Here is a 24,227-nt window from a genome sequence, read left to right as displayed (position 1 = left end):
GGCAGGAAAAACGCAAGATTTCAATACTGGCGCTTGCTGTAAAACGCGCACTGCCTTACCCTAGCCGGATTCACACAAGATCACACCGGAACGCCCGGGTACTGGAAGCGCCCTGCATGGAGTTGTTTGTCACGGATCACGAAGTCGCCCGGCTGGAAGCTGCGCTGCCGCGCGCTGCCGGCGCGGAATTGGCGGCGCTGCGTTTGCAGCTGGCTTGGCATTTGCGCCAACGCGACTGCACGCGCGCGCTCGACTTCTGCAAACTGGTGCAGCAATGGGCGCCGCATCTTCCCGAGCCGGCGTTGCGCCAGCAAGCGCAAGCCAGAATCGCCTTGACGCAAGCGGAAATCCATCATTTGCGCGGCGAACCGGAAAGTGCGGAACAATTGGCGCAGCGCGCCTGGACAATCTTCAATGGCATTCAGGATGCCGCCGGCATCTGCGACGCCGCGATTATGCACAGCATGCTGGCGAATGACGCAGGCCGCATCAAAGAACGCTGGGAATGGCGTGAGGAGGCGCAGAAAATCGCGCTCACCATTCCCGATCCGGTGCGCGCGGATGTGTGCGAAAACGTGCAAGTGGTGTGGCTGATGCTGCAAGACAAAAACAGCGCGATGCAGCGCTGGCAACGCCGTTTCCCACAGGATCTGAGCCATTTGCCGCTGCCGGTGCAAGCCCTGGCCTACCATGTGCCGGCGTTTCACGCTTCCCTGAGCGGCGACTATACGCAAGCGATTACCAATTGGATCAAGTCGTATCATGCCGCCGTCGGTGCGGGACAGATCCGCCAGGCCATCATCACCGCCTGCAACATCGGCGACTCTTTCAATTATCTGAATGAACATCAAGCCGCGCTGGAGTGGATGCAACGCGGCCTGGATCTGGCGCGCCCGCGCGGCTGGCCGTCAGCGGTCGGGTTGGCCATGTGCCAATGCGGCGAAACGCTGCGCCGCCTGGGACGGCTGGAAATGGCCAGCGAAATGCTGCATGAGGCGCTGAAAATCCAAAGCAAATCCTCCGCCACCCGGGTGTATGCGAGCGGCTTCGCCTATCTGGCGGATCTGGCCCTGGATCGCAAGGAGTTTGAAAACGCGCTGGACAGTTTTAATGAATTGCTGCAGCGCTCGGACATTTTGCGCCATACCGATTTGCAAATCGCGGCGCGGCGCGGGCGGGCGCATGCCTTGATGGCGCTGGGCCAACCGCAACTGGCCTTGTCGAGCGCGCACGAAGCGCTGCAACTGGCGCAGCAAACCCACGACGCCAACCGCGAAATCGACGTGCTCAAAGTGCTGGCCGATATCCACGCGCGGCATGAGCTGCCAGCCCCGTCCGGCATGGCGGCGCCTAACGCCAGCCTGCATTATCTGCAGCAAGCCTGCCGCCTGGGCGAAAGCATCGCCGGCTACACCATTTCCAGCGATGTGTACGACGCCATGGGCGAAGCCTGGTTGCGCGCCGGCGATGAACAAAGAGCCTGGCAAAGCGCGCTGGCGGCCTGCAAGGCGCGCGATAAAACCCAAAGCAATGAGGCGACCAAGCGCGCCATCGCCTTGCAAGTGCAATTGCAAACCGAACGCGCCATGGCTTTGCGTGCGCAGCAGGCGCAGTTGGCGGAAGCGGAAGCGCGCCGCGCCCAAGTACTGCAACAAACCAGCGCAACCTTAAGCCGGCTATGCGACATCGGCCAGGACATCACCTCCCAGCTTGAATTTGAAGATGTCTTGACCAGCCTGGCGCAACATGTGCAAGCCTCGCTTGAGCCGCATGCCCTGCTGATCTTTTTACTGGACGCCGAGCGGCGCGTGCTGACCCGCGCCCTGCTGTATGAAGAGGGCAGGAATATGCCGGCGCGCGATATTCCGCTGGATGATCCGCAAGCCGATTCAGCACGCTGCGCACGCGAAAAGTGCGAAATCCTGCGCGACTGGAGCGGCGTGGAAAACCCGCCCAACCATATTCCCGGCAGCCTGCTGACGCAAACCTCTTTATTCGCGCCGCTGATGCTGGGCGAACGCGTGTTGGGCGTGATGAGCGTGCAATCGCTGCTGGTCAACGCCTTTGGCGACCATGAGCGCCTGATCTTCCGCACCCTGTGCGCATTCGGCGCGATTGCGCTCGACAATGCGCTCACTTACCGCCAGCTGCAGCATGCGCAACAAGCCCTGGTGGCGCAAGAAAAACTGGCGGCGCTGGGGGGCTTGGTGGCGGGCGTGGCGCATGAATTGAACACCCCGATCGGCAATTGCCTGATGATCACCAGCGCGCTGCAAGACAAGGCTTACCGCCTGCAGCAAAAAATCGACGCCAGCCAATTGCAGCGCCAGGATTTGCAGCAATTTTTGCAAGATACGGCGCAAGCCGGCGATATTCTGCTGCGCGGTCTGAGCGCCGCCGCCGGACTGGTGGCCAGTTTCAAACAAGTGGCGGTGGATCGCGCCAGCGCGCAACAGCGCCGCTTTGATTTGCGCCAGACCTGCCAGGAAACCGTGGCGACCATGATGAATCAGATCCGCATCGCCGGGCACCAGATTGAGATCGAGATCCCGCCGCATATCTGGATGGACAGTTATCCCGGCCCGCTCGGCCAGGTGATTGCACATTTGATTCATAACGCCATCGCGCATGGCCTGGATGAACATGGCGGCGGCGTGATGCGGCTGGCGGTTGAGGAAATCAATGAGCATATGGTGCGCCTGGTGTTTTCTGACAATGGGCGCGGCATTTCACCCACCGTGCTGCCGCATGTGTTTGAAGCGTTTTACAGCACCGGCAGCGGCAACTCCCAACATGCGGGACAGACAGGCTGCGGCCTTGGGCTGCATATCTGCCACACCATCATCAGCTCGCTGCTGGGCGGCGGCATCAGCGTCAGCAGCAGTCCCGGCAAGGGGTGCGCGTTCAGCATCACGCTGGCGCGCGATGTGTCCGGGCAAGCGCAGGAGCATGCGCGATGAAAGTGTTTATTCACAATGAAGACTTCAGCGCGCTGCAAGCCCAGTTGCTGGGCGTCAACCCGGATGAGCGCCTGCCCTTGCTGGTGGAAGTGGCCTGGCACTTGCGGCAACGTGATTCGCTGCAAGCGCTGCAACTGGCCAGCCAGGCGGAACAATTGCTGAATCGCCACCTGCCGCAAGACGCCAATTTTTCCGCCCAGCCGCAACTCACGCAACAAGTGGCGCTGCGCGCCTGGCTGGCGGCGTTGCGCGGCGAAGCGCGCTTTTTGCTCGGCGAAGCGGCAGAAAGCCGGCAATTGCTGCGCCTGGCGCTGCAGGATTTTGATGCGATTCAATTGCACGCCGGCTGCAGCGATGTCTTGCGCACCCTGGCTCTGCTGGCCACCGACGCCGGCGACGCGCGTCAAAACGAAGAATTATTGCAGCAGGCGATTGCGCAAGCTGAATCGGCGCAGGATCCGGTGCGTCTGCAATTGGCGCAAGCCGCGCTCGGCATCGCCGACGCCCTGCGCGACCCTGACGCCGCGCTGGAACGCTGGCAGCACATTTTGCGGGTGGAGCAGGCCGGCCCGATCGCCGCCGCCGCAATTCATCATTTCTACGGCTATTGCCGTGGTCTGAAAAGCGATCTGGCGGCCTCGATTTCACATTGGATCAGCGCGCATGATCTGGCGATGCGCAGCGGCCAACACCGCATCGCCATCAGTTCCGCCAGCAATGTCGGGGTGGCGTTCAACAGCTTGAATGAACACCATGCGGCGATGGAATGGATTGAAAGCGCGCTCGAACATGCGCGCCGCAACCGCTGGCCCACCTTTATTTCGCTCGGCTTGCTGCAAACCGCCGAAACCATGCGACACCAGGGACACCTCGATCCCGCTGCGCCATTGCTGGATGAGGCTGAACTGGGTCTGGCGCGCACCCCGGATTCACGCAATTATGCGCTGGCCCTGACTTACCAGGGCGAATTGGCGCAAGACCGTGGCGACCCGGCGGGCGCGCTCGACTTTTTCCAGCGCGCGCGCGAACGGGCGCAAACCCTGGGACACCAGGATCTGGTGCAAGTGGCGGAGCGCGGCATTGCGCAAGCCTTGCTGGCGCTGGGACAGGCGCCGGCCGCCTTGCAAAGCGCTTTGCGGGCGCAGCAATTGGCGCTGCAACGCCAGGACGCGTACAGCGAAATCGCCGCGCTCAAAGTGCTGGCGCAAATCCACGCCACCCACCGCCTGGCCGGCCCCGCCGGAGTCGGCCAGAATGACCTCAGCCTGCATTATCTGGAACAGGCGCAAAATCTGGCGCATGGCATCGCCGGCTACCTGGTCGGCGACAGTTTGCCGCAAGCGCTGGCGCAGGAATATGCGCGCCGTGGCCAATATCTGCGCGCCTACCAGACCATTTGCCAGGCCAACCAAGACCGCGACAAAGCGCACCGGCAGGAAGTCACCAACCGCGCCGTGGCCATGCGCGTACAGCATCAGACCGCCAGCGCAATGGCGGAAAGCGAGCATCACCGCCGCCTCGCGCTGACCGAGGCCAAGCGCGCCGCCGTGCTGCAGCAAACCAGCGACACCCTGGAGCGCCTGTGCCAGATCGGCGGCGAACTGGCGTCCAAACTCGAATTGGATGTGCTGTATGAAGCGCTGGCGCGCCATGTGCAAGACTTGCTCAATCCGCACAGCTTCAGCCTGTGGCTGAAAGACGCCGACGGCCAGCATGTGCAATTAATGTTTGCCTTGGAGCAGGGTGAACGGCAAGCCGGGTTGCGCCGTCCGCTCAATCAATTGGAGCCTGATATGCTGCATTGCCTGCAGCATCGCGCCGAAGTCCTGCAAGACCGCGCCGCCGATTTGCTGGCGCGCCATGTGCAACCCGGCAGCGCGCTGCTGGCGCCGCTGGCGGTCGGCGAACGCGTATTCGGGCTGTGCTGCGTACAAGCGCTGCGCCGCCATGCGTTTGGCGAGCGTGAACGGCTGGTCTTCCGCACCCTGTGCGCATATGCCTCGATTGCCTTGGACAATGCAAACGCCTACCGCCAGCTGCACGATGCGCGCGAACATTTGGTGAATCAGGAAAAGCTGGCGGCGCTCGGCAGTCTGGTGGCCGGGGTGGCGCATGAACTCAACACCCCGCTCGGCAATTGCCTCATGATCACCAGCGCGCTGCAGGGGATGAATCAAAACATGCTGGGACAGATGGACGCGCCCGGCATCCGCCGCGCCGATCTCGACACATTTCTGGCGGAACATGGCGAAGCCACCGCCGTGATCATGCGCGGTTTAAGTTCCGCCACCGAATTGATCAACAGCTTTAAACAAGTGGCGCTCGACCGCAGCACGGCGCAAAGGCGGGTCTTCAATCTGCTGCAAACCAGCCGCGACATTCTGGCCACCCTGGCCAGCCAGATCCGCCACGCCGGGCGCCAGATCCAGCTGGAGATGCCGGATGATATCGAACTCACCAGCTATCCCGGCCCCTATGGCCAGATCATCAACAATCTGGTGAACAACGCCTTGCTGCACGCGTTTGACGATGGGCGCAGCGGCGGCAATATGCTGTTGCGCGCGCAGCGCTGCCAGCAAAGGCAACAGGATTGGGTGGAAATTGTGTTTGAAGATGATGGCGTGGGCATTCCGCCCGGGCATTTGAAACGCATTTTCGATCCTTTTTTCACCACCAAGATGGGGCAAGGCGGTTCGGGCCTGGGCATGAGCATCTGCTACAACCTGGCGACCCAGATCCTGCAAGGTAAAATCCGGGTCGAAAGTGAAGTCGGGCGCGGCGCCCGCTTCATTCTGGAATTACCGCTGTTTGTGGCGGCAGAAAATTAAAGCCGGGCGCCGCCAGTGCAGGCGGGTTGGCAGGCAACGCTAAGCCGGCGTCCGATAGCGCGGAATCAACAAAGGAATTGGAGCGGGCGATCAGCAAGAGGGGCGGCAGTCGTTCAACACCACTGAAACAGAGACGCCCCTGAATAGTCACAGCCTGGGATTATGCATATCATCAGTCAAAACAATTTGGATACGGCTTACGAGCAACTGCAAAGCGCGGACGATGCGCAATTGCTGCAGATGTTACAAGAACTGGAACAGGAACAACCCATGCTGCTGGTGTTTGCCCGCCTGGGCGAGCTGGATGGCATGCCGCCGGCCTGCGCCGCCATCATGGGGCGGCTGGCTTTGTTGGTGCATCTGGCCATGCGCGCCAGCGGCCAGCACTGGCCGCCGTTGCCGATCAGCGCCTTGATGGAACAACAGGCGCGCCTGAGCGAGCAATGCATGGAAGATGGCGATCTGGGCGGTTTGCTGCAAAACTGCATGCAAAGCAGGCAAGGCGGCTTGCTCGCCTTGTGCTGCAATCTGCTGCAAGCGCATCTGGCCGGGCACAGCAACCGGGCTTATGCCGGCATGATGTTTTTAAGTGCGGCGGCGATCTGCGCCTGTCTCGACACGCTCGACGCATCCGCCCCGCAATAAGGTGAAACCATGAACAATCCTGAAGCAAGCTCTCTGCCGGCCAGCGCGCAACGCGTGGCGGATGTATTGCAAACGCTGGGCCATCCGCAGCCGGTGCGGATGCTGCCGGCCAGTGGCCGCACCTCCGCCGAAGCGGCGGCGGCATTGGGTTGTGCCGTGGGCGCCATCGCCAAGTCGATTATTTTCCGCCGTCAGCAAGATGATTGCGCAGTGCTGGTGCTGGCCTCAGGCGCCGTGCGCATCGATGAAAACAAGGTGGCCAGCCATTGCGGCCCGATCGGGCGCGCGGACGCCGCCTTTGTGCGCGAAAAAACCGGATATGCAATCGGCGGCGTCTGCCCGCTCGGCCATCCGCAGCCAGCCATCATCCTGCTCGACCGCTCCTTGCTGGTGTGGCAAGAAGTGTGGGCCGCCGCCGGTCATCCGCACGCGGTGTTTGCGGCCAGTCCACAGCAATTGCAACACATGACAGGGGCTGAGCTGGTGGATGTGGCGCAAGTCTGAAGCGCGCTCAGGCTAAGCTGGCGGCGCGCTGTGCGCGGTAACCATCTTCGGCTGCCTGCAAACGCGCCAGCAAGGGCGCATGCATCTGACGCTGATAGCCACTCCATTGACTGCTGGCTTGTTCAACTTCTGCCTGCAAGCGCTCAATCAATGCCAGATTGCCGCGCTGCAAGGCCCAAATCAAAAATTCGCCCAGACAATTAAAGCTGCCATGCCGCGCCAGGGTGGCTTCAAACTCGGCTTGCGCCTGCAAGGCTTCGCCATTTTCACTGTAGGCGCGCGCCAACAGCAAACCGCATTCCTCGCTGCGGAATTTGGGATCTTTATTCCGGATAAATTGCAAATGCGCCAGTGCGGCCCCGGCGTGCCCGCCTTGCAAATTGGCGCGCGCCGCGCCTAAACGGATTTCCAGATCATCGCTGTAAGGCCCGTTCAGGCACTGCTCATAATGACGGATCGCCGCCTCTGTATCGCCCTGCTCCAGCAACGCTTGCGCCAGCCGCATCTGGTTTTGCGCGGTCGGCGCATAGTCAAACGCCGCTTGCGCTTCACGCACCGCGCGCCCCGGATCCGAACGCCGCGCCATTTCCTGCGCCACTTTGCCAGCCTTGTGCTGCAAACGCGAACCGGGCAGCAAAACCACCAAAAAATACAGCAGGCTGCCAATAAAAGGAAGTCCAAACAAAACAAACACCCAATACATAGGCTGGCGATTGCGTAATGCGTGCACTGCGCAATACGAAGCCAGGGCCAGATCTATCATCAGCATAAGAAACGGCATGCCCGCTCCAAAAATAGTCAACACAAGCCTGCAATTTTACTGCTTATGATACTTGGGCGAAAGTCGGCGCCACACAAAGCGCGCAGCCACAAGAGCGCAATCTCTATTGCAGAAAGGCCAATTTGTGTAATCATACTCACCCTGACAAATACAACGGCCAGTCCATGGCCCCGATTCCATGAGCATTCAGGCTTCTCACTACCAACGCGCGCAAGCATTACTGGCCAGCGCGGAACAAATTCATGACGAACACAGTGTGCAGCAGGCGGTGCACGCGATGGCGGATGCGCTGAACCAGCGCTTTGCCGCCGGCGGCGAACAATTTCCCCTGGTGCTGGGGGTGATGGGCGGCGCAGTCGTGTTTGCCGGGCAATTGCTGCCCCTGCTCGAATTCCCGCTCGAATTCGATTATATGCACGTCAGCCGTTACGGCGATGCGACCGAGGGAGGCAAATTGCGCTGGAAAGTCACGCCGCGCGCTGAAGTCAAGGGCCGCAGCGTAATCGTGCTGGACGATATTCTGGATGAAGGCGCCACCCTGGCCGAAGTGAAACACCATTTACTGGAAAAAGGCGCGGCCGAAGTGTTGTTGGCGGTTTTCGCCGATAAAGCCCATGGCCGCGCCAAGCCGGTATATGCCGATTATGTCGGCTTGAGCGTGCCGGATAAGTTTGTGGTCGGCTTTGGCATGGACGCCTTCGGCTATCTGCGCAATCTGCCCGGCATCTGGGCAGTCAAACCGGAAGCCTTGCAAGACTTGCCGCTGCCGGGCTAAGACGGGCCATTCGCCGCTTGCGCAGCGCATGGCGCCGCGCAAGGTCTGTTCAACCCGTCTGCAAAGCATCAAACCAGGGCAATAAACCCGTGCCCTGATGACAGTTGCAATATTCAAAAAACTGGCTGTCGCCCGGCAGCACAAACACTTCGTGCCAGGTGCGGAATTCGCGCTTGTCCTGGTATTTCATGGCTGCCGCCATGGCCTGACCATAAATCGAATGGTGGGTCGGATGATGTTCTGACCAGGCTTCCAAATGCGCCAGACTGAGAAAGTAAGCCTGCACCGAGGTTTCCGGCAATTCCCGTCCATCATATTCACAATGGCGCATATAGCGCATGGTGCAGCAACCGCTGTCTTGCGCCTGGTCCTGTAAAAACTGCATGCCGGCGTCCAGCGCAGGTTTTAAATTCTGCTGATAGTCTTGTAATTGCTCACTCTGACAGCGGCCCCAGTATTGGCCGGAACGGATGACCGCCAGGTTTTCCGGCACGAATACCTGCCAGCGCGCATACTGGCTGACGCGCTCTTGCGGCGCGGGCAGTTGCGTCCCTTTGGGTGAAGCCAGCAAATCATGCGCGGCTTGTGGAATGCGGTCGCGCATTGAGCCGAAATATCCGGTCTCGAAGGTTTTTTCCAGCGTGGCGCATTCCAGCCGCCCGACGCCGGCGATAAAGTCGAGGAAAAACACAGTTTCCTGGCGCGCGATCGGGGTCAGCATTTCTTCGCGCCAAACACCGCAGGCGTCATGCAGGCGCGCCGGATCCTGCCAAAACTGCTGGTAGTGCTGATCGCTGCGCCAGCGTGCAAAACGCGCCTCGTCTGTCCAGTAGCCGACATACACATGGTTGATGAAGCCGTTATGGTCAACATAGCGCAGATGGTCGCATGCGCCGGGGCGGTTCGGGCCGTTGGCGGCGCGCTCAATCCAGCGCATGAAGGCGGATGCGGCGATGTCATGTTCATCCCAGCTCTGCACGCCGTAATAGGCCACGCGGTAATGCGGGATATGCGCGCCGAACACTGCGCTCCAGCGCTGCACCGGCGGCACATGGCCCTCCGGTTTGCGCATCGGCAAAACCCGCTGCGGATACAGTGCGCTCATAGCGCCTCCTAGACGAACAGGTATTTTTCCTGAATTTCGGGATTGGCTGAAAATTCCGCCGGCGTACCGCTAAACCGCACTTGTCCTTTTTCCAGCACATAAATGCGATCTGACAACGCGAGTGAAAAATGGATGCTTTGCTCAGCCAGCAAAATCGTTAAGCCGCTTTGCTTTAAGCGGGCAATCTGCGCACGCAGATTTTCCACAATGATCGGAGCTAACCCCTCGGAAGGTTCATCCAATAGTAAAAGGCGGGGATTGCTGACCAGGGTGCGGCCTATGGTCAGCATCTGCTGCTGGCCGCCGGACAAATAACCGCCGCGTCGCGCCGCATGCGGTTTCAAGTCGGGAAATAATTCAAACACCCGCTCCACATTCCAATCTTTGCCAGCAGGGCCGGCGCGCTCGGCGACTTTGAGGTTTTCCAGCACCGTCAAATCAGAGAAAATGCGGCGGTCTTCCGGCACCAGCCCTATGCCAAGACGGGCGCGCTGATCCGGCTGCAATTTGCTGATTTCCTGTCCTTGATACAGCACGCGGCCGGATTCAGCCCGATTCAAACCGCAGATCACGCGCATGGTGGTGGTTTTGCCAACGCCATTGCGCCCCAGCAAACCCACGCACTCCCCGGCCTGGATTTCCAGCGAAACGCCAAACAATACGCTGGATAAACCGTAGCCTGCGCTCACATCCTGCAATTGGCAAAGCGGTGTACTCATAGCGGCCCATGTCCCAGATAAGTGCTGCGCACCACGCTGCTGTTACGGATTTCATCAGGCGTGCCAAAGGCGATATTCTGTCCCTGAGATAAAACCATGATACGGTCGGATATTGCAAACACCACGCTCATATCATGCTCTGTCAACAGCAGTTTGACGCCAAACACACTGACGATGTTTTGCAACAATTCAACGCAACGCCGCGTTTCCACCACCGACATGCCGGCGGTCGGCTCGTCAAGCAGCAATAATTGAGGCTTTAAGGCAAGCGCAAGCGCCAATTCGAGCTGCCGGCAGTCGCCATGGGAAAGCGCAGTGACAGGATGATCAATTTTTTCGGCCAAGCCGACTTCGCGTAAAATCTTTTCCGCCTCTTCCCGGTGGCGCTGGCCCAATGGAAAAAACATGCGCCAATTTTCCCGCTGGCGCGCCACAATCGCAGTCTGCACATTTTCAAACACACTAAGCGCTGAAAAGATATTGCTGCGCTGAAAACTGCGCCCCATCCCCATGTGACAGCGACGCTCCGGCGTCACGCCGCCAATATCTTTCCCCATATATAACACGCGGCCTTGATCCGGCTTGTTCAAGCCGGTTATCAAGTTAAACAAGGTTGACTTGCCAGCCCCATTCGGCCCGATCACAGAATAAATCGCGCCTTGATCCATGGTGAAAGAAACATCCCGGATTGCCTGAAAACCGGCAAAGGAAACCGACAGATTTTCCACCTGCAAGATGGCGCTCATGCTGCGCCTCCGCCGGGCTTAAAACGCGCACGCAACCAATTCAGCAAACCACTGATGCCGGCCGGAAACATGAGCGTCAAACTGGCGACCACCAAACCCAGCACAATGCCCCAATACTCCGATGCAGAGGCGCTGCCCAAATCAATTTTGACACCCAGCGCCGCACTCTTTTCCAGCACATACTCCAGAATGCGCGGCGACTCCTGATGCAACAGCAAAAGCGCGACCGCCCCCAGCGCAGGCCCCCAAAAGCTGCGGCTGCCGCCAAGCAGCACCATGATCAGGATTTCAGCGCCTTTTGAATAGACCACGAAGTCGGGATAAACGCCGCGATTGAAGACGCCAAACAAGCCGCCCGCCACAGCAGCCAGGGCCGCCGCAATACAAAAAGCGGCCAGTTGAATATGTCGCACATTCAGTCCGATGAAAGTACAGCGCTGCGGATTTTCGCGGGTGGCAATCAAGACCCGGCCAAATGGAGAATGCACCAACATCCAAGCCAAACCCGTACATAGCGCGACAATCACCAAAGCGAGCCAATAGAACAATTTGCCATCATCGAAATCCGGTTGCCCCGCCACTTGCTTGATCCAGCTGAAATCGGGCATCGGCACGCCCGATAAGCCTTGATCGCCGCCTGTCACTTCATTCCAGCGAAAACACACCGCCCAGACAATTTGAGAAAAGGCCAGGGTTAACATAGAAAAATAGACAGCGGTCAAACGCACACAAAAGAAGCCGGCAAATGCAGCAATCATCACCGACAGCGCCACCCCGCCCAGTAAAGCCAGCGGCAGCGGCCAGCCCAGGCTTTTCATCAGCAGGGCGCAGGCATATGCCCCCACGCCGTAATAGGCGGCATGTCCGAATGAGACCATGCCGCCATAGCCAACCAGCAAATTCAAGCTGATTGCAAGTAAGGCGGCAATCAAGGCGTCAGTCGCAAAAAACAGCCAGGCAGGACTGGCTTGCAACGGCAATAAAATCAATAACAGAAAAAGCGGCAGTTGCCATACTGCCGCTGTGTTGAATATGCGTTTCATCGTGTCGCGGCCTCCCCGGCCAAACCCTGTGGCCGGATTATCAAGATCACCACCATCAGGCTGGCCACTGCAAACAGCGAAAAGCGCGGCGCAAGCAAGATGCCAAAGGACAGCGTAACGCCATAAATCACCGAACCAAGAAAGGCGCCCCAGATCGATCCCAAGCCGCCAATCACAACAATAATGAATAAGGGAATAATGATTTCAGTGTCCATACCGGGCACGATGGCTGTGGTAGGCGCAATCAAGGCGCCTGCCAGTCCAGCCAAAACTGCACTGCCGCTGAAAACTGATAAAAACACCAGCTGCACGCGTGAACCAAGCAAACTCATCATTTCACGGTCTTGCGATGATGCGCGCACCACCATGCCGACACGGGTACGCTGCATCAACCACCACAAGCCGCCTGCCACCAACAAGCCCGCCAACAATAAAAATAAATTGTAATGCGGCAGTGTGACAGAGCCTATGCTGAGGGAATCCGCCAGCGACGGCGGACGGGCCAAACTCAGTTGCTGCGACCCCCAGATGAATTTGACCACATCGCCGGTAATTAAGACCAGAGCATATGTGAATAACAACTGAATCAATTCCGGCTGCCCATACAAGCGCTTGAAAAACAGCACTTCAATGACGGCGGCAATCACGCCAACTGTCAGTGCGGACAATAACACTGCAAGCCAGAATGCGCCTTCGCCGCCCCCTAACCAAGTCGAATACTGCCATGCCAGATAGGCGCCAGCCATGAACATTGAGCCATGCGCAAAATTCAGCAAACGCATCACGCCAAACACCAAAGACAAGCCGGCAGCCGCTATAAAAGACAGCATGGCAGTGGACAAGCCACTGAAAGTCTGGTTGATCAAGAGCGCGGCATCCATGTCACGCTCCCGTTTCAATCCATCAGTGGTGCAGCATCAATATATTCAATCGGATCGAGTACCGGGAATGGGACATCTTTCACTATTTTTGCCTGTCCCCATACCATACCCCTGGTCAATTGCTGATCTTTGGCGCGCATCGTCAGCTTGCCCATCGGCGTATCCAAGGTCAATCCTTTGAGCGCAGCCGAAACTTTGCTTGAATCCAGCGAATTGGCTTTTTTCACTGCCTCGCTCAGATATTGCATGCCGAGATAACCTGACACCACCCAGGAGGCAGGGTACTGCTCCTTGGTGAAGGTGCGCACCTTGGCCAGGAAATCGCTGTGCGCCTTGGCCACTGCAGGATCTTGCGGCTTGTAATTGAAGGCATCGTATGAGTTGCCCCAGATGCCGACTGGATATTCGGCTCCCAGCGAACGCAAGCTTTCAATCGAGCCACCTTCAGCGACAGCAATAAAATTGTTATTGAGCGCCTTGAAGTAACCCAGGCCATTTGCCTGTTTTGCGAAAGGAGTGAACTGGCCGCAGCAAATAATCGAAAACACCGCCTCCGGCTTGGCCGCTTTTTGCGCGGTGATAAAGGGGGTGTAGTCGCTTTCCGTGATCTTGGGCCATTGCTGATCCACGATCTGGATATCGGGACGCAGCTTTTTCAGATGCGCGACAAACACTTTGACCCCATCCTGACCATACGCAAAATCAGGCGCAATAGTAGCCACACGCGTCACTTTCCAACGCGCCATCAGGGCGGCCGCAGCGCGTCCTTCAGTGGTGGTATTCGCGGAAACGCGGAAGACGTAGGGATGCAAAGCTTCAGGTGCGGTCAGGCGGTCTGTTTTCGGCCCCAGCGCCATCAACACTGTTTTGTTTTCTTTCGCAATTTCGGATACTGCCGGGCCTTCAGCTGAAGTAAAGGTGCCGACCAGGAAATTGACACGTTCACGCACGATCAATTCGCGCGCCACACGCACGGCTTCCTCCGGTTTGGCTTTGGAGTCGCGCGCGACGATCTCAATTTTTTTCCCCAGCAAACCGCCTTTGGCGTTCAATTCTTCGGCGTACATTTGCACGCCTTTGAGCATGGGTTCGCAAAACTGCGCTGAGGTGCCGGAAAGCGGCAAAGGGACGCCGATGCGGATTTTTTCCTGCGCCACTGCCGGAGCCAGTGATAACGCAGCCATCAGGCCGGAAACGAAATGCAGCAACCTGCGCCGGGCTGCATAGGGTGGATTGTGGTCGCTGGAATTCATCGCTTAACCTCCATACTTCAAGTAAGGAAAAAAGCTGAAACCGCTCAGCCAATATGCAGCCAGTGGCCGATCAATGCTTTTCTGCGCAGAAAAACAGATCTGAACAGCTACGCCGAACAGCAGCATCTAGGCCGTATAAGCGCATGCATCGCACACCTATATTGAACCAAATTCACCATTTTGTGTATCAAAAATTGGCCTCAGGCAAAAAAAATTTCCTTAAGCCAACTTTTTTATTGCAAAAATTTTACTTGCCTTGCTTGGAATTTATCCTTTGATGCAGCTAACCGCAGCTTACTTCAGCTGTTTGCTGTGAATTCAAGGCAATCTGCATCAAACACTGTGCTTACGTGTCGAATGGTGGCGTCCTGCGCTCTGGCCGGCAAACTCATCCAGCGGATCTGTTTTGCGCCGTTGCAGCACAAAAATCGGCTGGGCCCAGGTTTGCTCCTTCTTTTTCTTGCTGGTGATCAGGGTCAGCTCAGAAGGGTCGTACACGTCGGTGTTATGGGTCAGCGGCGTGGTCATCAGATATTGGGCGTCAGTGTTTTTGAGGAACTCGCCGACCAATTGAATATTCCGGATATCCAAGTGGGCGAACGGTTCGTCAATAAAGACGAAACCGCCCGAGCCTTCATCCGACTTCAGCAAACCGATCAAGAGAATCAGCGATTTCATCACCTGCTGCCCGCCGGAAGCCTCGCCGTCATTCATGCCGATCGGGCCTTTGCCGTCAAACTTGAAGCGCACATGCAAGCCGGCCTGGGACAGTTGCAAATCATCATTTTCCAGTTTCACCGGATCGGCATGCACTTCAATCCCGGCCAGCTCGCCCAGCTCACGGATATTGCGGCCATAGGTTTTGATGGTGTAGCGCAGGCGTTCAATATACGCGCCGCGCGCGTTTGCGGTGGCTTCGATGGCGCGGTTGTTTTGATAGCGCCGCTCATCGGTTTCTGCCTGGCGGTTGGATAATTGATCAGACAGGCGTTGATATTGATCGACCACCGCGCCATCCGTTTCCCAGCTCTCGCGCGCCAGTGAGGTATTCAGGCTGTTGAGGCGCAATTCGACCTGGTGCGCGTTTTGGTGTTCGTCGATCAGCGCGGCGCAGCGCGCCGGACGGCGCCAGCTGTGCGGCAGTTGGCGCCAGCGGCGGCGCGCCTGCCACAATTCCTGCGCATGGTTTTGTCGCGCTTGCACATGCTGCCCGCTCTGCCCGCTTAATTGCTGCTCCAAGTCGCGCAAAGCCTGTTTCGCGCCATGCCAGGCGGCTTCAGCGCGGGTGCGGGTTTCAGTCGCAGCTTTCGACAGGGTTTGCAATTCGCCTAAACGTGCGCCGATTTTGCTGCGTTCGGCTTTCAAGGGTTCAATTTGCTCCAGCGCATCGGCGAATTCGCTTTGGCGCGCGCTCAATTCTTTCAGCGCGTCCACGCCGGCGATGCGGCTCTTGGCGGCGGCGATTTGCTGCGCCAGTTCGCTGATCGAGAGGGTGAGCTTGTCTTCTTGCGTTTCCAGCGTTTGCAAACGGTTTTGCAGCGCCTGCAAACGTTGCCGCCGGCCTCCGTCGCCAAAGCGGTAACGCGCCGCTTCCACATATAAAGAACGGGCGCCGCGTTTTTCGTGGTGATACGCTTCGCGCGTAATCCATTCCTGATGCGCGCCGCAGCGCAAACCCTGCTCCACGCTATCGACGCGGCGGATGCGCGCCAGTTGCTCCAGCAGCCAGGCCGGAACCTTGCCGGCAAAACTCAAGACCGATAATAAGCTGTCATCGCGCACGCTGTGCGGCTGCACCAGTTCGGAAACGATGAAATGCGGATAACGCAATTGCTGCCCCAGCGCATAAGCGGCGGCGGCGTCGCTTTCGCGCTCCAGCAAAATCACCGAAGCATAGCCGCGCAACACGCCTTCGACTGCGGCCTGCCATTGGCCGTCTGTCACTTCAATCAAGTCGGGCAACAAATGATGGCCGATGCCGGCGGCGTCCAGCGCGCGCCGCATTTGCCGCACCTGCTCCGGCTCCGGCAAAGCGCTTTTGCCTTCCAGCGCGGCGATTAAATTGCGGTGCTCTTGCACTTGCGCGCTGATTTCTTTGCGCTGATTGCGTTCATGCTGGTGGCGCGCTTCCCATTGCTCCAAATCCGCCGCCAGTCCGCTCAAGTCGTCGCCAGTCTGTCCCGCCAATTTTTCCAGCCGTTTTTTCTGCTCCAGCAGATTTTCCAGCGGTTTGATGCGGGCATTGATTTGCTGCAAATCATGCGCCAGTTGCGCGTTTTCTTTTTCCAGCTCGCTTTCCTGTTGCTGCGATTGGGTGTGAAATTGCGCATGCTGAACCAGTTGCCCCCGGCGTTGCGACAGCATTTGCTGTTGCTGGCTGGCGTGGCGCCGGCTGTCTTGCAGGGATTTGCTGTGGGCCTTGAGTTTGTCGCGTTCCTCGGCGTATTGCAAAATCGGCAGCGCTTCGGCTTGCAACATGCGGCGCTCTTCGCTTAAGCGCTGCCATTGGTGATAATTGGTGACGCGCAGGCGCAAGCCTTCCAGATTCGTCTTGGAAAGCTCCAACTCGGTTTCAAAGCGCTGCAATTCGGCTTCGGTGTCGCGCTGGTGGCGCTTGGCTTCGTCATACGCATCCAACACTTCCTTGTCGCCGAATACCTGAAACACCAGGTCGAGCAATTGGCGCGGCGCGTATTCGCATAATTTATCCGTTTCGCCCTGTTCCAGCGCCAGCACTTTGGCCATGGCCGGCGACAAGCCGGCGGCGGCCAGACGTTTGCGATAGGTTTCCACCCCGAGCCAGTCATTGGCTTCGGTCACGGCTTCAATTTGCACATTGCCGGCGCGCATCAGATATTGGCGCTTCCAATCGCCGCCGTTTTTCTGAATCTGGCAAAACAGGGTGACTTCATCTTCGGCGAAGAAGCCGGAGCTGCGGAATGGCCGGTTTGACAACTGGCGTCCTGTGGCGCGGTTATCCACCACCGCGCGCAGCCAGGAGGTGTGCTGGCCGGAGTGGCGCGCATAGTGTTTATACGAGCGGCCCATGGAACAGTCCAGCCCGAACAGGGTGCGCAAAGCGTCCAGCAAGGTGGTTTTGCCGGAGCCGTTCTGGCCGGCAATCGTGATGATTTTGGCGTCCAGCGGAATGTTTTTGATACGCTGCCAGTAATCCCAATGCACCATTTCCAGCGATTTGATGTGAAACATGGCTGACCCTTACAGAGTTTGTCCGTCCGCCCCTGCTTCGCTTGCGGCGGGCGGGGGCAGCGGGCGGTTTTTGAACACATCGGCCAACGCGCCATTGATAATGCGCTCTTTGAGCACATCGGTATCCATCATCAAGTCCAGCAGCGGCCCTTCATGCAATTCATCGCCGCGCCGCTCAATAAAACCCAAACGGGTCAAAATCCCCAGATTCATATCCAGGCGGGTTTTCTTACCCAGTTTTTCGCCAAAATCGGCCAGCAGCGCTTTGTAAGAAATCCCGAGTGAGGTTTCTTCGGCGCGCGGCAGCGGTTTTTCTTTGCCGAACATATCTTCCTGGTCTTGCTGCGCATGTTGATGCGCTTCCTGCCGCTCGCGCTTGGGCAAAATAATCAGCGCCCACAGCACCACCAGCAGCGCCACGCCATCGCGCGCAAGGCCGAAATTATTGTTTTGCCAGCTTTCGCGCGCGCCGAAAATCTTCGGTTCGATTTCGCGCCTCAACGCCAGCGTCACATGATCGGCGTACACATTGTCGAGCAGTTTCATGCCGCAGGCCGCCAGGTGGCCATCGACTTCGGCGCGGAACACATCGTCTGACAGCACGCGTTTGACTAAGCGCTCATCGCGCCGCAAGGTTTGCTGCGTCAGCAGACGCGCTATCAATAATTGGGCATCATTATTCATCGCTGACTTCCTGTGGGCTGGCCAAGATGGTTTCCAACTCCGCCGCCAGTGCGCTCAGGCGCGCCGCCGGACTTAAGGTGGCGCGGGTCATAGCCGCCACTTCGCCTTGCGCCAGCGGCTGCAACTCATCTTGCAAATGCAAGTCCAGCGGCAGACGCGCCAGGCGCGCAGTCGGCCCTTGCAAACTGGCTTCGTTAGGGTCGCCCAGCAAGGGCAGGAGCGAGGCGCGATAAGAGGCGAGCGCGAAATTGGCCGGCAATAAGGCCTGCTCCACCGGGGCCGGCGCATTGCCCGCCATGTCGGTGAAGCTGGCCAGCTTGCCCAGCCAGTCGTCGAGTTCGCGCGCCATCGGATCTTGCTCGGCCAGCGTGACCGGGGCGTCCATGCCATCCGGCAAGCCGAGTCTGGCGCCATCATCGTGTTTATCGGAAAGGAGTTCGGTTTCTGCTACGTCAATCATTTCAGCCGGTGTCATGAACAGCGGCGCAACCGCGCATGACAGGGCGCCATCGGCCAACCCTGCCAAATCATCGTGTTGCAACAACCATAGTTTAATATCGGTGGTGGACAGGCCGGATTGGCCCAAATGTACGCGCTGGCGCTCAATCTGATTGAGCGCGCGCGAAAACATGCCCTGCATATTCAACAGCGCGCTTTGGGCGCGCCCGATCGCCTGCGCCGCGCGGTGGGTGGCGCTATCGGCTTGCGGGTCGCCGGTAATCGCCTGGATCACTTGCGAACCTTTTTCCACCCAGTCGCAGGCCATATGCCATTTGACTTGCGCTGAGCGCAGGCGGAATTCGGAACCTGAGGCAATCGCATCGCGGAATTCTTCGGTCAAATCGACCAGACGCGCCAACAAATGCTGTAATTGTTCAACGCTGACCCCGCCCATGACTTGCGCGCCGGCCACTTGCGATAATAGAAAGCCGACTTCGGCCTGATCATCGCCCTGCTCCACGCGCAGCAAGCCATCCAGCGCGGCCAGCACATTGCGCGCCATCGGCGTGACGCGATACACGCTTTGCGCCGCATCCCAGGCCAGCAATTGATGCGAGCGCAGGCGCGACAGCACCGTTTCCAGACTGTCAGGCAAGAGAAAAGCCAAGCGGAGATTGATATCGGCGCGCGTGAAGCAGGCGCTTTCGGTTTCTGCAGCCAATTCGCGCAAGACGCTCAAGCGCAATAAGACGTGTTCAAAACCGCCGTGGAACAGCGCAGAAAATGCTTGTAAGACCGGCTGCGCGCGCTTGAGCAGGAAAATCTGCTCAATATCGTCAGCGGCGACGCCTGTTTGAAAATGTTGCTGTAAAGCATCGCCCTCAATTGCCGGCGCGGCCTCCGCCGGCAAGCCTGGCGCGGGTTGTATTCCTGTCATTCTGCGATTGTTCTCCACTATCAGCGGCAGCGGCGCAAGCGGCCAAACAGACGGCCCCGGGCGCGCGGCCCGCCAGTATAGGGGAAATTGCGTTTTTTGCGAAATCGTTAGCGTTCGGGGCAGTTTTGCTGCACTGCAAAAACGCTATTGCCGGCACAGCGTCAGCGCTGGCGGCCTGGCCTGGCGCCGGATCCGGCCTGGGATCAGACGGCGCATGCATTGCAAGCTGCGGCAAGCGCGCAAAGGCGGCGATAACTTGCGGGAGCTGCAGTGTGGCGGTGAAGTTGGTGCTGCTGTTTCTGCTTACTGTTTTGCAATCAGGCGCTGAGATCAGTCCGTGCTATCGCCGAATTGCAAAGACAGCAAGGTGATAAAGCCCAAAACTTGAATCAGTAAAATGGTGGTGACCATGATTTTTCCTTTGTTTTTCAGAGTGTGACGGCTTATTCAGCGCGGTCGGAGAAGTGCAGCGAAACCAGGGTGGCGGCGCCCAGCAATTGGATCAGGATGATAGAAGTGATCATGTTGTATTCCTTTGTCAGTGAATCGGGATGGCGGCTTATTCAGCGCGGTCAGAGAATTCCAGAGAAACCAGGGTGGCGGCGCCCAGAAGTTGGATCAGGAGGATGGAAGTGATCATTTTGCTTTCCTTGTATCAGCGTGGTTGTTTGTCGTATCGCTTGTGGCGACAGGACGAATCTTAGGGATTTTTGTGCGGCGCAACCAATTTCATTTTCCAATACAAGTTATAAATTTCATGAATGACATTCGCATGTTTCATAACTGTAACAATTGTATAGACAAAGTGGTATGCACTTTTTGAGGGATTTCTTTTGCTTTATTGCAATCTTTTGGTGCATACCCGCCCCATCTTGAGACGGAGAAGCTTGATATTCGTTTTGTGAATGGCCTATAAAAGTTTTATACATATAAGACCAGTTGTGCGCCGCAAGAGTGATTTCCGAGAATTTGCACTAAAGCGGTTGACGCAAACGGAAGTTAGGAAGATGATTGCAACATTGTGTAACGGCAACATCCAAACGCAAGACAACGCCCCCGTTCTCCTTACTTACAACGGCAAGCACGCGACGCGTGCATTCGGTTTTGGCAAGCTTTGGACGCCGGGCACAATCCGCCCTCTCCTTCTGGCAATCGCGCTGTTCCTCTCTCTTGTGCTTCTACGGGTTTGCTGTGTTCCCTCTGTACGGGTGTTGTGGCCTTTGCTTTTTCCATTGGAAGGGCGATTGGGGAGGCGCAGATAATTTTTCCATAGAGAAAGATGTCTGCAGCACAATGTCAACGTCGCAAAACTCACTAAATCATGACAACACCGGGAATTTTGGATAACAGGGGCGCCAATAATGTTGGCGAAACACAACAGACCAGCGGCCCTGGACTACTGGATAAAGAACGCACCATCGCCGGCCCAGGCTTTAACCGCTGGCTGGTTCCCCCCGCCGCACTGGCGATTCACCTCTGCATCGGCATGGCCTACGGTTTTTCCGTATTCTGGCTGCCGCTCTCGCAAATGCTGGGCCGCGCCCAGGGCATGAAAGATTCGCTCAAATGTGCGGCGCAAGGCTCGCCATTTGCTGATTTCATGTACCAATTATTCGCCACCGGCTGCGACTGGAGCGTGGCCACCTTAGGCTGGATGTATTCGCTGTTCTTCGTTTTCCTCGGCCTGTCCGCGTCCCTGTGGGGCGGCTGGCTGGAACATGCCGGCCCGCGCAAGGCCGGCGTGGTCTCGGCCATGTGCTGGTGCGGCGGCCTGGTGCTGTCCGCCATCGGCATCCAAACCCACCAATTCTGGTTAATGGTGCTGGGTTCGGGTGTGATCGGCGGCATTGGTCTGGGCCTGGGCTATATTTCCCCGGTCTCGACCTTGATCAAATGGTTCCCGGATAAGCGCGGCATGGCGACCGGGATGGCGATCATGGGTTTTGGCGGCGGCGCGATGATTGGCTCGCCCCTGGCCGTGATGCTGATGGATAAATTCAAAACCCCGACCACCACCGGCGTGGCGGAAACCTTCCTGGTGATGGCGGCGATTTATTTTGTCTTCATGATGGCCGGCGCGTTTGGCTACCGGGTGCCGCCGACCGGCTGGAAACCGGCCGGCTGGACGCCGCCGCCGTCGCAGGCAAAAAATGCCATGATCACGCAAGGCCATGTGCACGCCAAGAAAGTATGGGGCATTCCGCAATTCTGGCTGGTGTGGATGGTGTTGATGTGCAATGTTTCGGCAGGCATCGGCATTCTGGGTATGGCCTCGCCGCTGTTGCAGGAAGTGTTCGCGGGCAAATTGATCGGTGTTTCGGCCAGCTTTAATCAGCTGACTGCAGATCAGCTCAAAACCGTGGCCGCGCTGGCCGCCGGCTTTACCGGCCTGCTGTCGCTGTTCAATATTATTGGCCGCTTCTTCTGGGCTTCCTGTTCTGACCATATTGGCCGCAAGAACACCTATTTTGTATTCCTGGTGCTGGGCTTTGTGTTGTACGCGGCGATCCCGACCTTTGGTCAGGCTGGCAATCTGGGCCTGTTCGTGCTGGCATTCTGCGTGATTCTGTCGATGTACGGCGGCGGTTTCGCCACCATTCCGGCCTATCTGGCGGATTTATTCGGCACCCAGATGGTGGGCGCGATTCATGGCCGTCTGCTGACCGCCTGGGCCACCGCCGGGATTATCGGCCCGATTGCGGTGAACTACCTGCGCGATTATCAATTGTCGCAAGGCGTGGCCAAGGCCGACGCTTACAACGTCACCATGTATGTGCTGGCTGGCATGTTGATTGTGGGCTTGATTTGCAACGCCCTGATCCGCCCGGTTGATCCCAAACATTTCATGAGCGAAGAAGAGTTGGCGCAAGAGCGCAAGCTGGCCTCTGAACGCGCCGCCCGCGCCGAAGCAGAACTCGCCGGCGCCCGCCAAAGCGACGAAAAAACCCCGTTCGCCCTGGTGCTGCTGGCCTGGTGCGCCGTCGGCATCCCGATGGTCTGGGGCTTGACCGTAACGCTGGAAAAGGCGATGAAGTTCTTGCGCTGATTATATACAGCAGTGTTTCAGCAAAAAACCGGCGGCAGCGATGCCGCCGTTTTTTTGCCGAACTCGGGAACCTTTGCCCGTTTCCACCAAATCAGCGGCGCGTGAAGACGTCAAAATCGCCTACAATGCGCCGACTGACTTTTGTGTGAGGCGCGCCATGTCTTATCTTCTGGCCCTGGATCAGGGCACTTCCAGTTCCCGCAGTATTTTATTCGACCGAGAAGGGCGTCAAGTCGCCTGTGCGCAGCAGGAATTCCGCCAGATTTTCCCGCAGCCGGGCTGGGTTGAGCATGATGCCGAAGAAATCTGGCAAAGCCAGCTCGCCACTTGCCGCCAAGTCTTGCAGCAAGCTGGCGTCAGCGCGCAGGATGTGGCGGCGCTGGGCATCACCAATCAGCGTGAAACCACAGTTTTGTGGGAGCGCGCCAGCGGCCGTCCTTTGTGCAACGCCATCGTCTGGCAAGACCGGCGCACCGCCGCCGCTTGCGATGCGCTGCGCGCGCGCGGGCTGGAAGACGCGATTCGCGCCAAAACCGGCTTGGTGCTGGACGCCTATTTTTCCGGCACAAAACTGGCCTGGATGTTGGATCATGTGCCCGGCGCGCGCGAACGCGCAGAGCGCGGCGAACTGGCTTTCGGCACCATAGATGCCTGGCTGGCCTGGCATTTATCCGGCGGCGCCTTGCATGTCACCGATGTCAGCAACGCCTCGCGCACCATGTTGTGGAATCTGGAGCAGCAATGCTGGGACGCTGAGTTGCTGGAATGGCTGGATATTCCGGCCAGCCTGCTGCCGCAAGTGCATCCGTCTGCGCATGCGTATGGTCAAACCAGCGCCGCCCTGCTCGGCGCACCGGTCTTGATCGGCGGCATCGCCGGCGATCAGCAAGCCGCTTTGTTTGGCCAAGGCTGCATTCAGCCAGGCATGGCGAAAAACACCTATGGCACTGGCTGCTTTATGTTGATGCACACCGGGACGCAGCGCCAAACCTCGCGCCACGGCCTGCTCGCCACCGCTGCCGCACAGGTCGGCGCGCAAGCGCAATATGCGCTGGAGGGCAGCGTCTTCATCGGCGGCGCGGTGGTGCAATGGCTGCGTGATGGTTTGCATGCGATTAAATCCTCTTCCGAAGTGCAAGTGCTGGCGGAGAGCGTGCCGGACGCCGGCGGCGTGGTGCTGGTGCCGGCCTTCACCGGGCTGGGCGCGCCGTATTGGCAGCCGCAGGCGCAGGGTGCGATTCTCGGCCTCTCGCGCGGTACGAGCATGGCGCATATCGCGCGCGCCGCTTTGGAGTCGATTGCCTTGCAAAGCGCTGCGCTGCTGCAGGCGATGGCGGCGGACGCCGCCAGTCCGCTGCAAGCCTTGCGCGTGGATGGCGGCGCCGCGCGCAATGATTTATTGATGCAATTCCAGGCCGATTTGCTGGGTATTCCGGTGATCCGCCCGCAAATCACTGAAAGCACAGCCTTAGGCGCGGCGCTCTTAGCCGGTTTGACGGCGGGCCTCTGGCCGGATCAAAACAGCATGCCGGCCCTGCACGCAATTGAGCGCAGCTTCGAGCCGCAAATTTCGCGCGCGCAGGCGGCGGAAAAAATGGCGGCCTGGGAAAAAGCGGTGCGGCAGGTGGTGACGCAATAATCTGTGCAACTGCGGATCGAACTTTTTGCC

The 24,227-nt window shown here is 58.4% G+C and carries 17 protein-coding genes; 7 read left to right on the top strand and 10 right to left on the bottom strand.

The window, feature by feature from the left end; all coding sequences use genetic code 11:
* Positions 1-116 precede the first annotated feature (116 nt).
* From V8J88_RS23535 to V8J88_RS23520, 4 genes are all read left to right on the top strand, one after another.
* Positions 117-2,960 carry an ATP-binding protein gene (locus tag V8J88_RS23535; protein WP_338846730.1) on the top strand — a complete coding sequence of 948 codons (2,844 nt, stop codon included), beginning with the start codon at positions 117-119 and terminating at the stop codon, positions 2,958-2,960.
* Complete coding sequence (locus V8J88_RS23530) at positions 2,957-5,788, top strand: ATP-binding protein (protein WP_338846729.1); 2,832 nt, start codon at positions 2,957-2,959, stop codon at positions 5,786-5,788. Before V8J88_RS23535 ends, V8J88_RS23530 begins: the two co-directional genes overlap by 4 nt.
* 162 nt (positions 5,789-5,950) lie before the next feature.
* Positions 5,951-6,433, top strand: a complete 483-nt coding sequence (locus V8J88_RS23525) for a hypothetical protein (RefSeq protein ID WP_338846728.1) — start codon at positions 5,951-5,953, stop codon at positions 6,431-6,433.
* Between the two features lie 9 nt (positions 6,434-6,442).
* Positions 6,443-6,937, top strand: a complete 495-nt coding sequence (locus tag V8J88_RS23520; protein WP_338846727.1) for a YbaK/EbsC family protein — start codon at positions 6,443-6,445, stop codon at positions 6,935-6,937.
* Between the two features lie 7 nt (positions 6,938-6,944).
* On the opposite strand, the gene V8J88_RS23515 is transcribed toward V8J88_RS23520, so the two are convergent.
* Positions 6,945-7,718, bottom strand: coding sequence for a tetratricopeptide repeat protein (locus V8J88_RS23515; protein WP_338846726.1), 774 nt, complete (start codon positions 7,716-7,718; stop codon positions 6,945-6,947).
* Between the two features lie 178 nt (positions 7,719-7,896).
* On the opposite strand from V8J88_RS23515, the gene V8J88_RS23510 reads away from it, so the two are divergent.
* The gene (locus tag V8J88_RS23510) at positions 7,897-8,493 is read left to right on the top strand and encodes a hypoxanthine-guanine phosphoribosyltransferase (protein ID WP_338846725.1); all 597 of its coding nucleotides are present in this window, start codon (positions 7,897-7,899) and stop codon (positions 8,491-8,493) included.
* 49 nt (positions 8,494-8,542) lie between these two features.
* On the opposite strand, the gene V8J88_RS23505 is transcribed toward V8J88_RS23510, so the two are convergent.
* The 9 genes from V8J88_RS23505 to V8J88_RS23465 form a co-directional block, all read right to left on the bottom strand.
* A complete protein-coding gene (locus V8J88_RS23505; protein WP_338846724.1) occupies positions 8,543-9,598 on the bottom strand; it encodes a phenylacetaldoxime dehydratase family protein in 1,056 nt (351 codons plus the stop codon).
* An 8-nt stretch (positions 9,599-9,606) separates the two neighbouring features.
* Positions 9,607-10,317: an ABC transporter ATP-binding protein gene (locus V8J88_RS23500; protein WP_338846723.1), complete on the bottom strand. Its 711-nt coding sequence runs from the start codon at positions 10,315-10,317 to the stop codon at positions 9,607-9,609.
* Complete coding sequence (locus tag V8J88_RS23495; protein ID WP_338846722.1) at positions 10,314-11,063, bottom strand: ABC transporter ATP-binding protein; 750 nt, start codon at positions 11,061-11,063, stop codon at positions 10,314-10,316. Before V8J88_RS23495 ends, V8J88_RS23500 begins: the two co-directional genes overlap by 4 nt.
* Positions 11,060-12,106 carry a branched-chain amino acid ABC transporter permease gene (locus tag V8J88_RS23490; RefSeq protein WP_338846720.1) on the bottom strand — a complete coding sequence of 349 codons (1,047 nt, stop codon included), beginning with the start codon at positions 12,104-12,106 and terminating at the stop codon, positions 11,060-11,062. Before V8J88_RS23490 ends, V8J88_RS23495 begins: the two co-directional genes overlap by 4 nt.
* Positions 12,103-12,987 (bottom strand): branched-chain amino acid ABC transporter permease, encoded by an 885-nt coding sequence (locus V8J88_RS23485; protein WP_338846719.1) that lies wholly within the window; start codon positions 12,985-12,987, stop codon positions 12,103-12,105. Before V8J88_RS23485 ends, V8J88_RS23490 begins: the two co-directional genes overlap by 4 nt.
* 14 nt (positions 12,988-13,001) lie before the next feature.
* Positions 13,002-14,171 carry an ABC transporter substrate-binding protein gene (locus tag V8J88_RS23480; protein WP_338846716.1) on the bottom strand — a complete coding sequence of 390 codons (1,170 nt, stop codon included), beginning with the start codon at positions 14,169-14,171 and terminating at the stop codon, positions 13,002-13,004.
* Between the two features lie 402 nt (positions 14,172-14,573).
* Positions 14,574-17,450 (bottom strand): ATP-binding protein, encoded by a 2,877-nt coding sequence (locus V8J88_RS23475; protein WP_338846715.1) that lies wholly within the window; start codon positions 17,448-17,450, stop codon positions 14,574-14,576.
* A 9-nt stretch (positions 17,451-17,459) separates the two neighbouring features.
* Positions 17,460-18,134, bottom strand: a complete 675-nt coding sequence (locus V8J88_RS23470) for a hypothetical protein (protein ID WP_338846713.1) — start codon at positions 18,132-18,134, stop codon at positions 17,460-17,462.
* Positions 18,127-19,512 carry a hypothetical protein gene (locus V8J88_RS23465; protein WP_338846712.1) on the bottom strand — a complete coding sequence of 462 codons (1,386 nt, stop codon included), beginning with the start codon at positions 19,510-19,512 and terminating at the stop codon, positions 18,127-18,129. Before V8J88_RS23465 ends, V8J88_RS23470 begins: the two co-directional genes overlap by 8 nt.
* 1,321 nt (positions 19,513-20,833) lie before the next feature.
* Between V8J88_RS23465 and V8J88_RS23460 the strand changes: the two genes are divergently transcribed.
* Positions 20,834-22,558, top strand: coding sequence for an OFA family MFS transporter (locus tag V8J88_RS23460; RefSeq protein ID WP_338846711.1), 1,725 nt, complete (start codon positions 20,834-20,836; stop codon positions 22,556-22,558).
* A gap of 157 nt (positions 22,559-22,715) precedes the next feature.
* Positions 22,716-24,197, top strand: a complete 1,482-nt coding sequence (gene glpK / locus V8J88_RS23455) for a glycerol kinase GlpK (protein WP_338846710.1) — start codon at positions 22,716-22,718, stop codon at positions 24,195-24,197.
* Positions 24,198-24,227 lie beyond the last annotated feature (30 nt).

The sequence above is a fragment of the Massilia sp. W12 genome (assembly GCF_037300705.1).
In the GTDB taxonomy this organism is placed as follows: domain Bacteria; phylum Pseudomonadota; class Gammaproteobacteria; order Burkholderiales; family Burkholderiaceae_D; genus JACPVY01.
This window is presented reverse-complemented; position numbering and strand designations above follow the sequence as displayed.

Coding starts and splice junctions, on each gene's coding strand:
- V8J88_RS23510 (WP_338846725.1), top strand. CDS start 7,897: ATGAGCATTCAGGCTTCTCACTACCAACGCGCGCAAGCATTACTGGCC.
- V8J88_RS23475 (WP_338846715.1), bottom strand. CDS start 17,450: ATGTTTCACATCAAATCGCTGGAAATGGTGCATTGGGATTACTGGCAG.
- glpK (WP_338846710.1), top strand. CDS start 22,716: ATGTCTTATCTTCTGGCCCTGGATCAGGGCACTTCCAGTTCCCGCAGT.
- V8J88_RS23480 (WP_338846716.1), bottom strand. CDS start 14,171: ATGGCTGCGTTATCACTGGCTCCGGCAGTGGCGCAGGAAAAAATCCGC.
- V8J88_RS23530 (WP_338846729.1), top strand. CDS start 2,957: ATGAAAGTGTTTATTCACAATGAAGACTTCAGCGCGCTGCAAGCCCAG.
- V8J88_RS23500 (WP_338846723.1), bottom strand. CDS start 10,317: ATGAGTACACCGCTTTGCCAATTGCAGGATGTGAGCGCAGGCTACGGT.
- V8J88_RS23490 (WP_338846720.1), bottom strand. CDS start 12,106: ATGAAACGCATATTCAACACAGCGGCAGTATGGCAACTGCCGCTTTTT.
- V8J88_RS23465 (WP_338846712.1), bottom strand. CDS start 19,512: ATGACAGGAATACAACCCGCGCCAGGCTTGCCGGCGGAGGCCGCGCCG.
- V8J88_RS23495 (WP_338846722.1), bottom strand. CDS start 11,063: ATGAGCGCCATCTTGCAGGTGGAAAATCTGTCGGTTTCCTTTGCCGGT.
- V8J88_RS23485 (WP_338846719.1), bottom strand. CDS start 12,987: ATGGATGCCGCGCTCTTGATCAACCAGACTTTCAGTGGCTTGTCCACT.
- V8J88_RS23515 (WP_338846726.1), bottom strand. CDS start 7,718: ATGCCGTTTCTTATGCTGATGATAGATCTGGCCCTGGCTTCGTATTGC.
- V8J88_RS23535 (WP_338846730.1), top strand. CDS start 117: ATGGAGTTGTTTGTCACGGATCACGAAGTCGCCCGGCTGGAAGCTGCG.
- V8J88_RS23460 (WP_338846711.1), top strand. CDS start 20,834: ATGACAACACCGGGAATTTTGGATAACAGGGGCGCCAATAATGTTGGC.
- V8J88_RS23505 (WP_338846724.1), bottom strand. CDS start 9,598: ATGAGCGCACTGTATCCGCAGCGGGTTTTGCCGATGCGCAAACCGGAG.
- V8J88_RS23520 (WP_338846727.1), top strand. CDS start 6,443: ATGAACAATCCTGAAGCAAGCTCTCTGCCGGCCAGCGCGCAACGCGTG.
- V8J88_RS23470 (WP_338846713.1), bottom strand. CDS start 18,134: ATGAATAATGATGCCCAATTATTGATAGCGCGTCTGCTGACGCAGCAA.
- V8J88_RS23525 (WP_338846728.1), top strand. CDS start 5,951: ATGCATATCATCAGTCAAAACAATTTGGATACGGCTTACGAGCAACTG.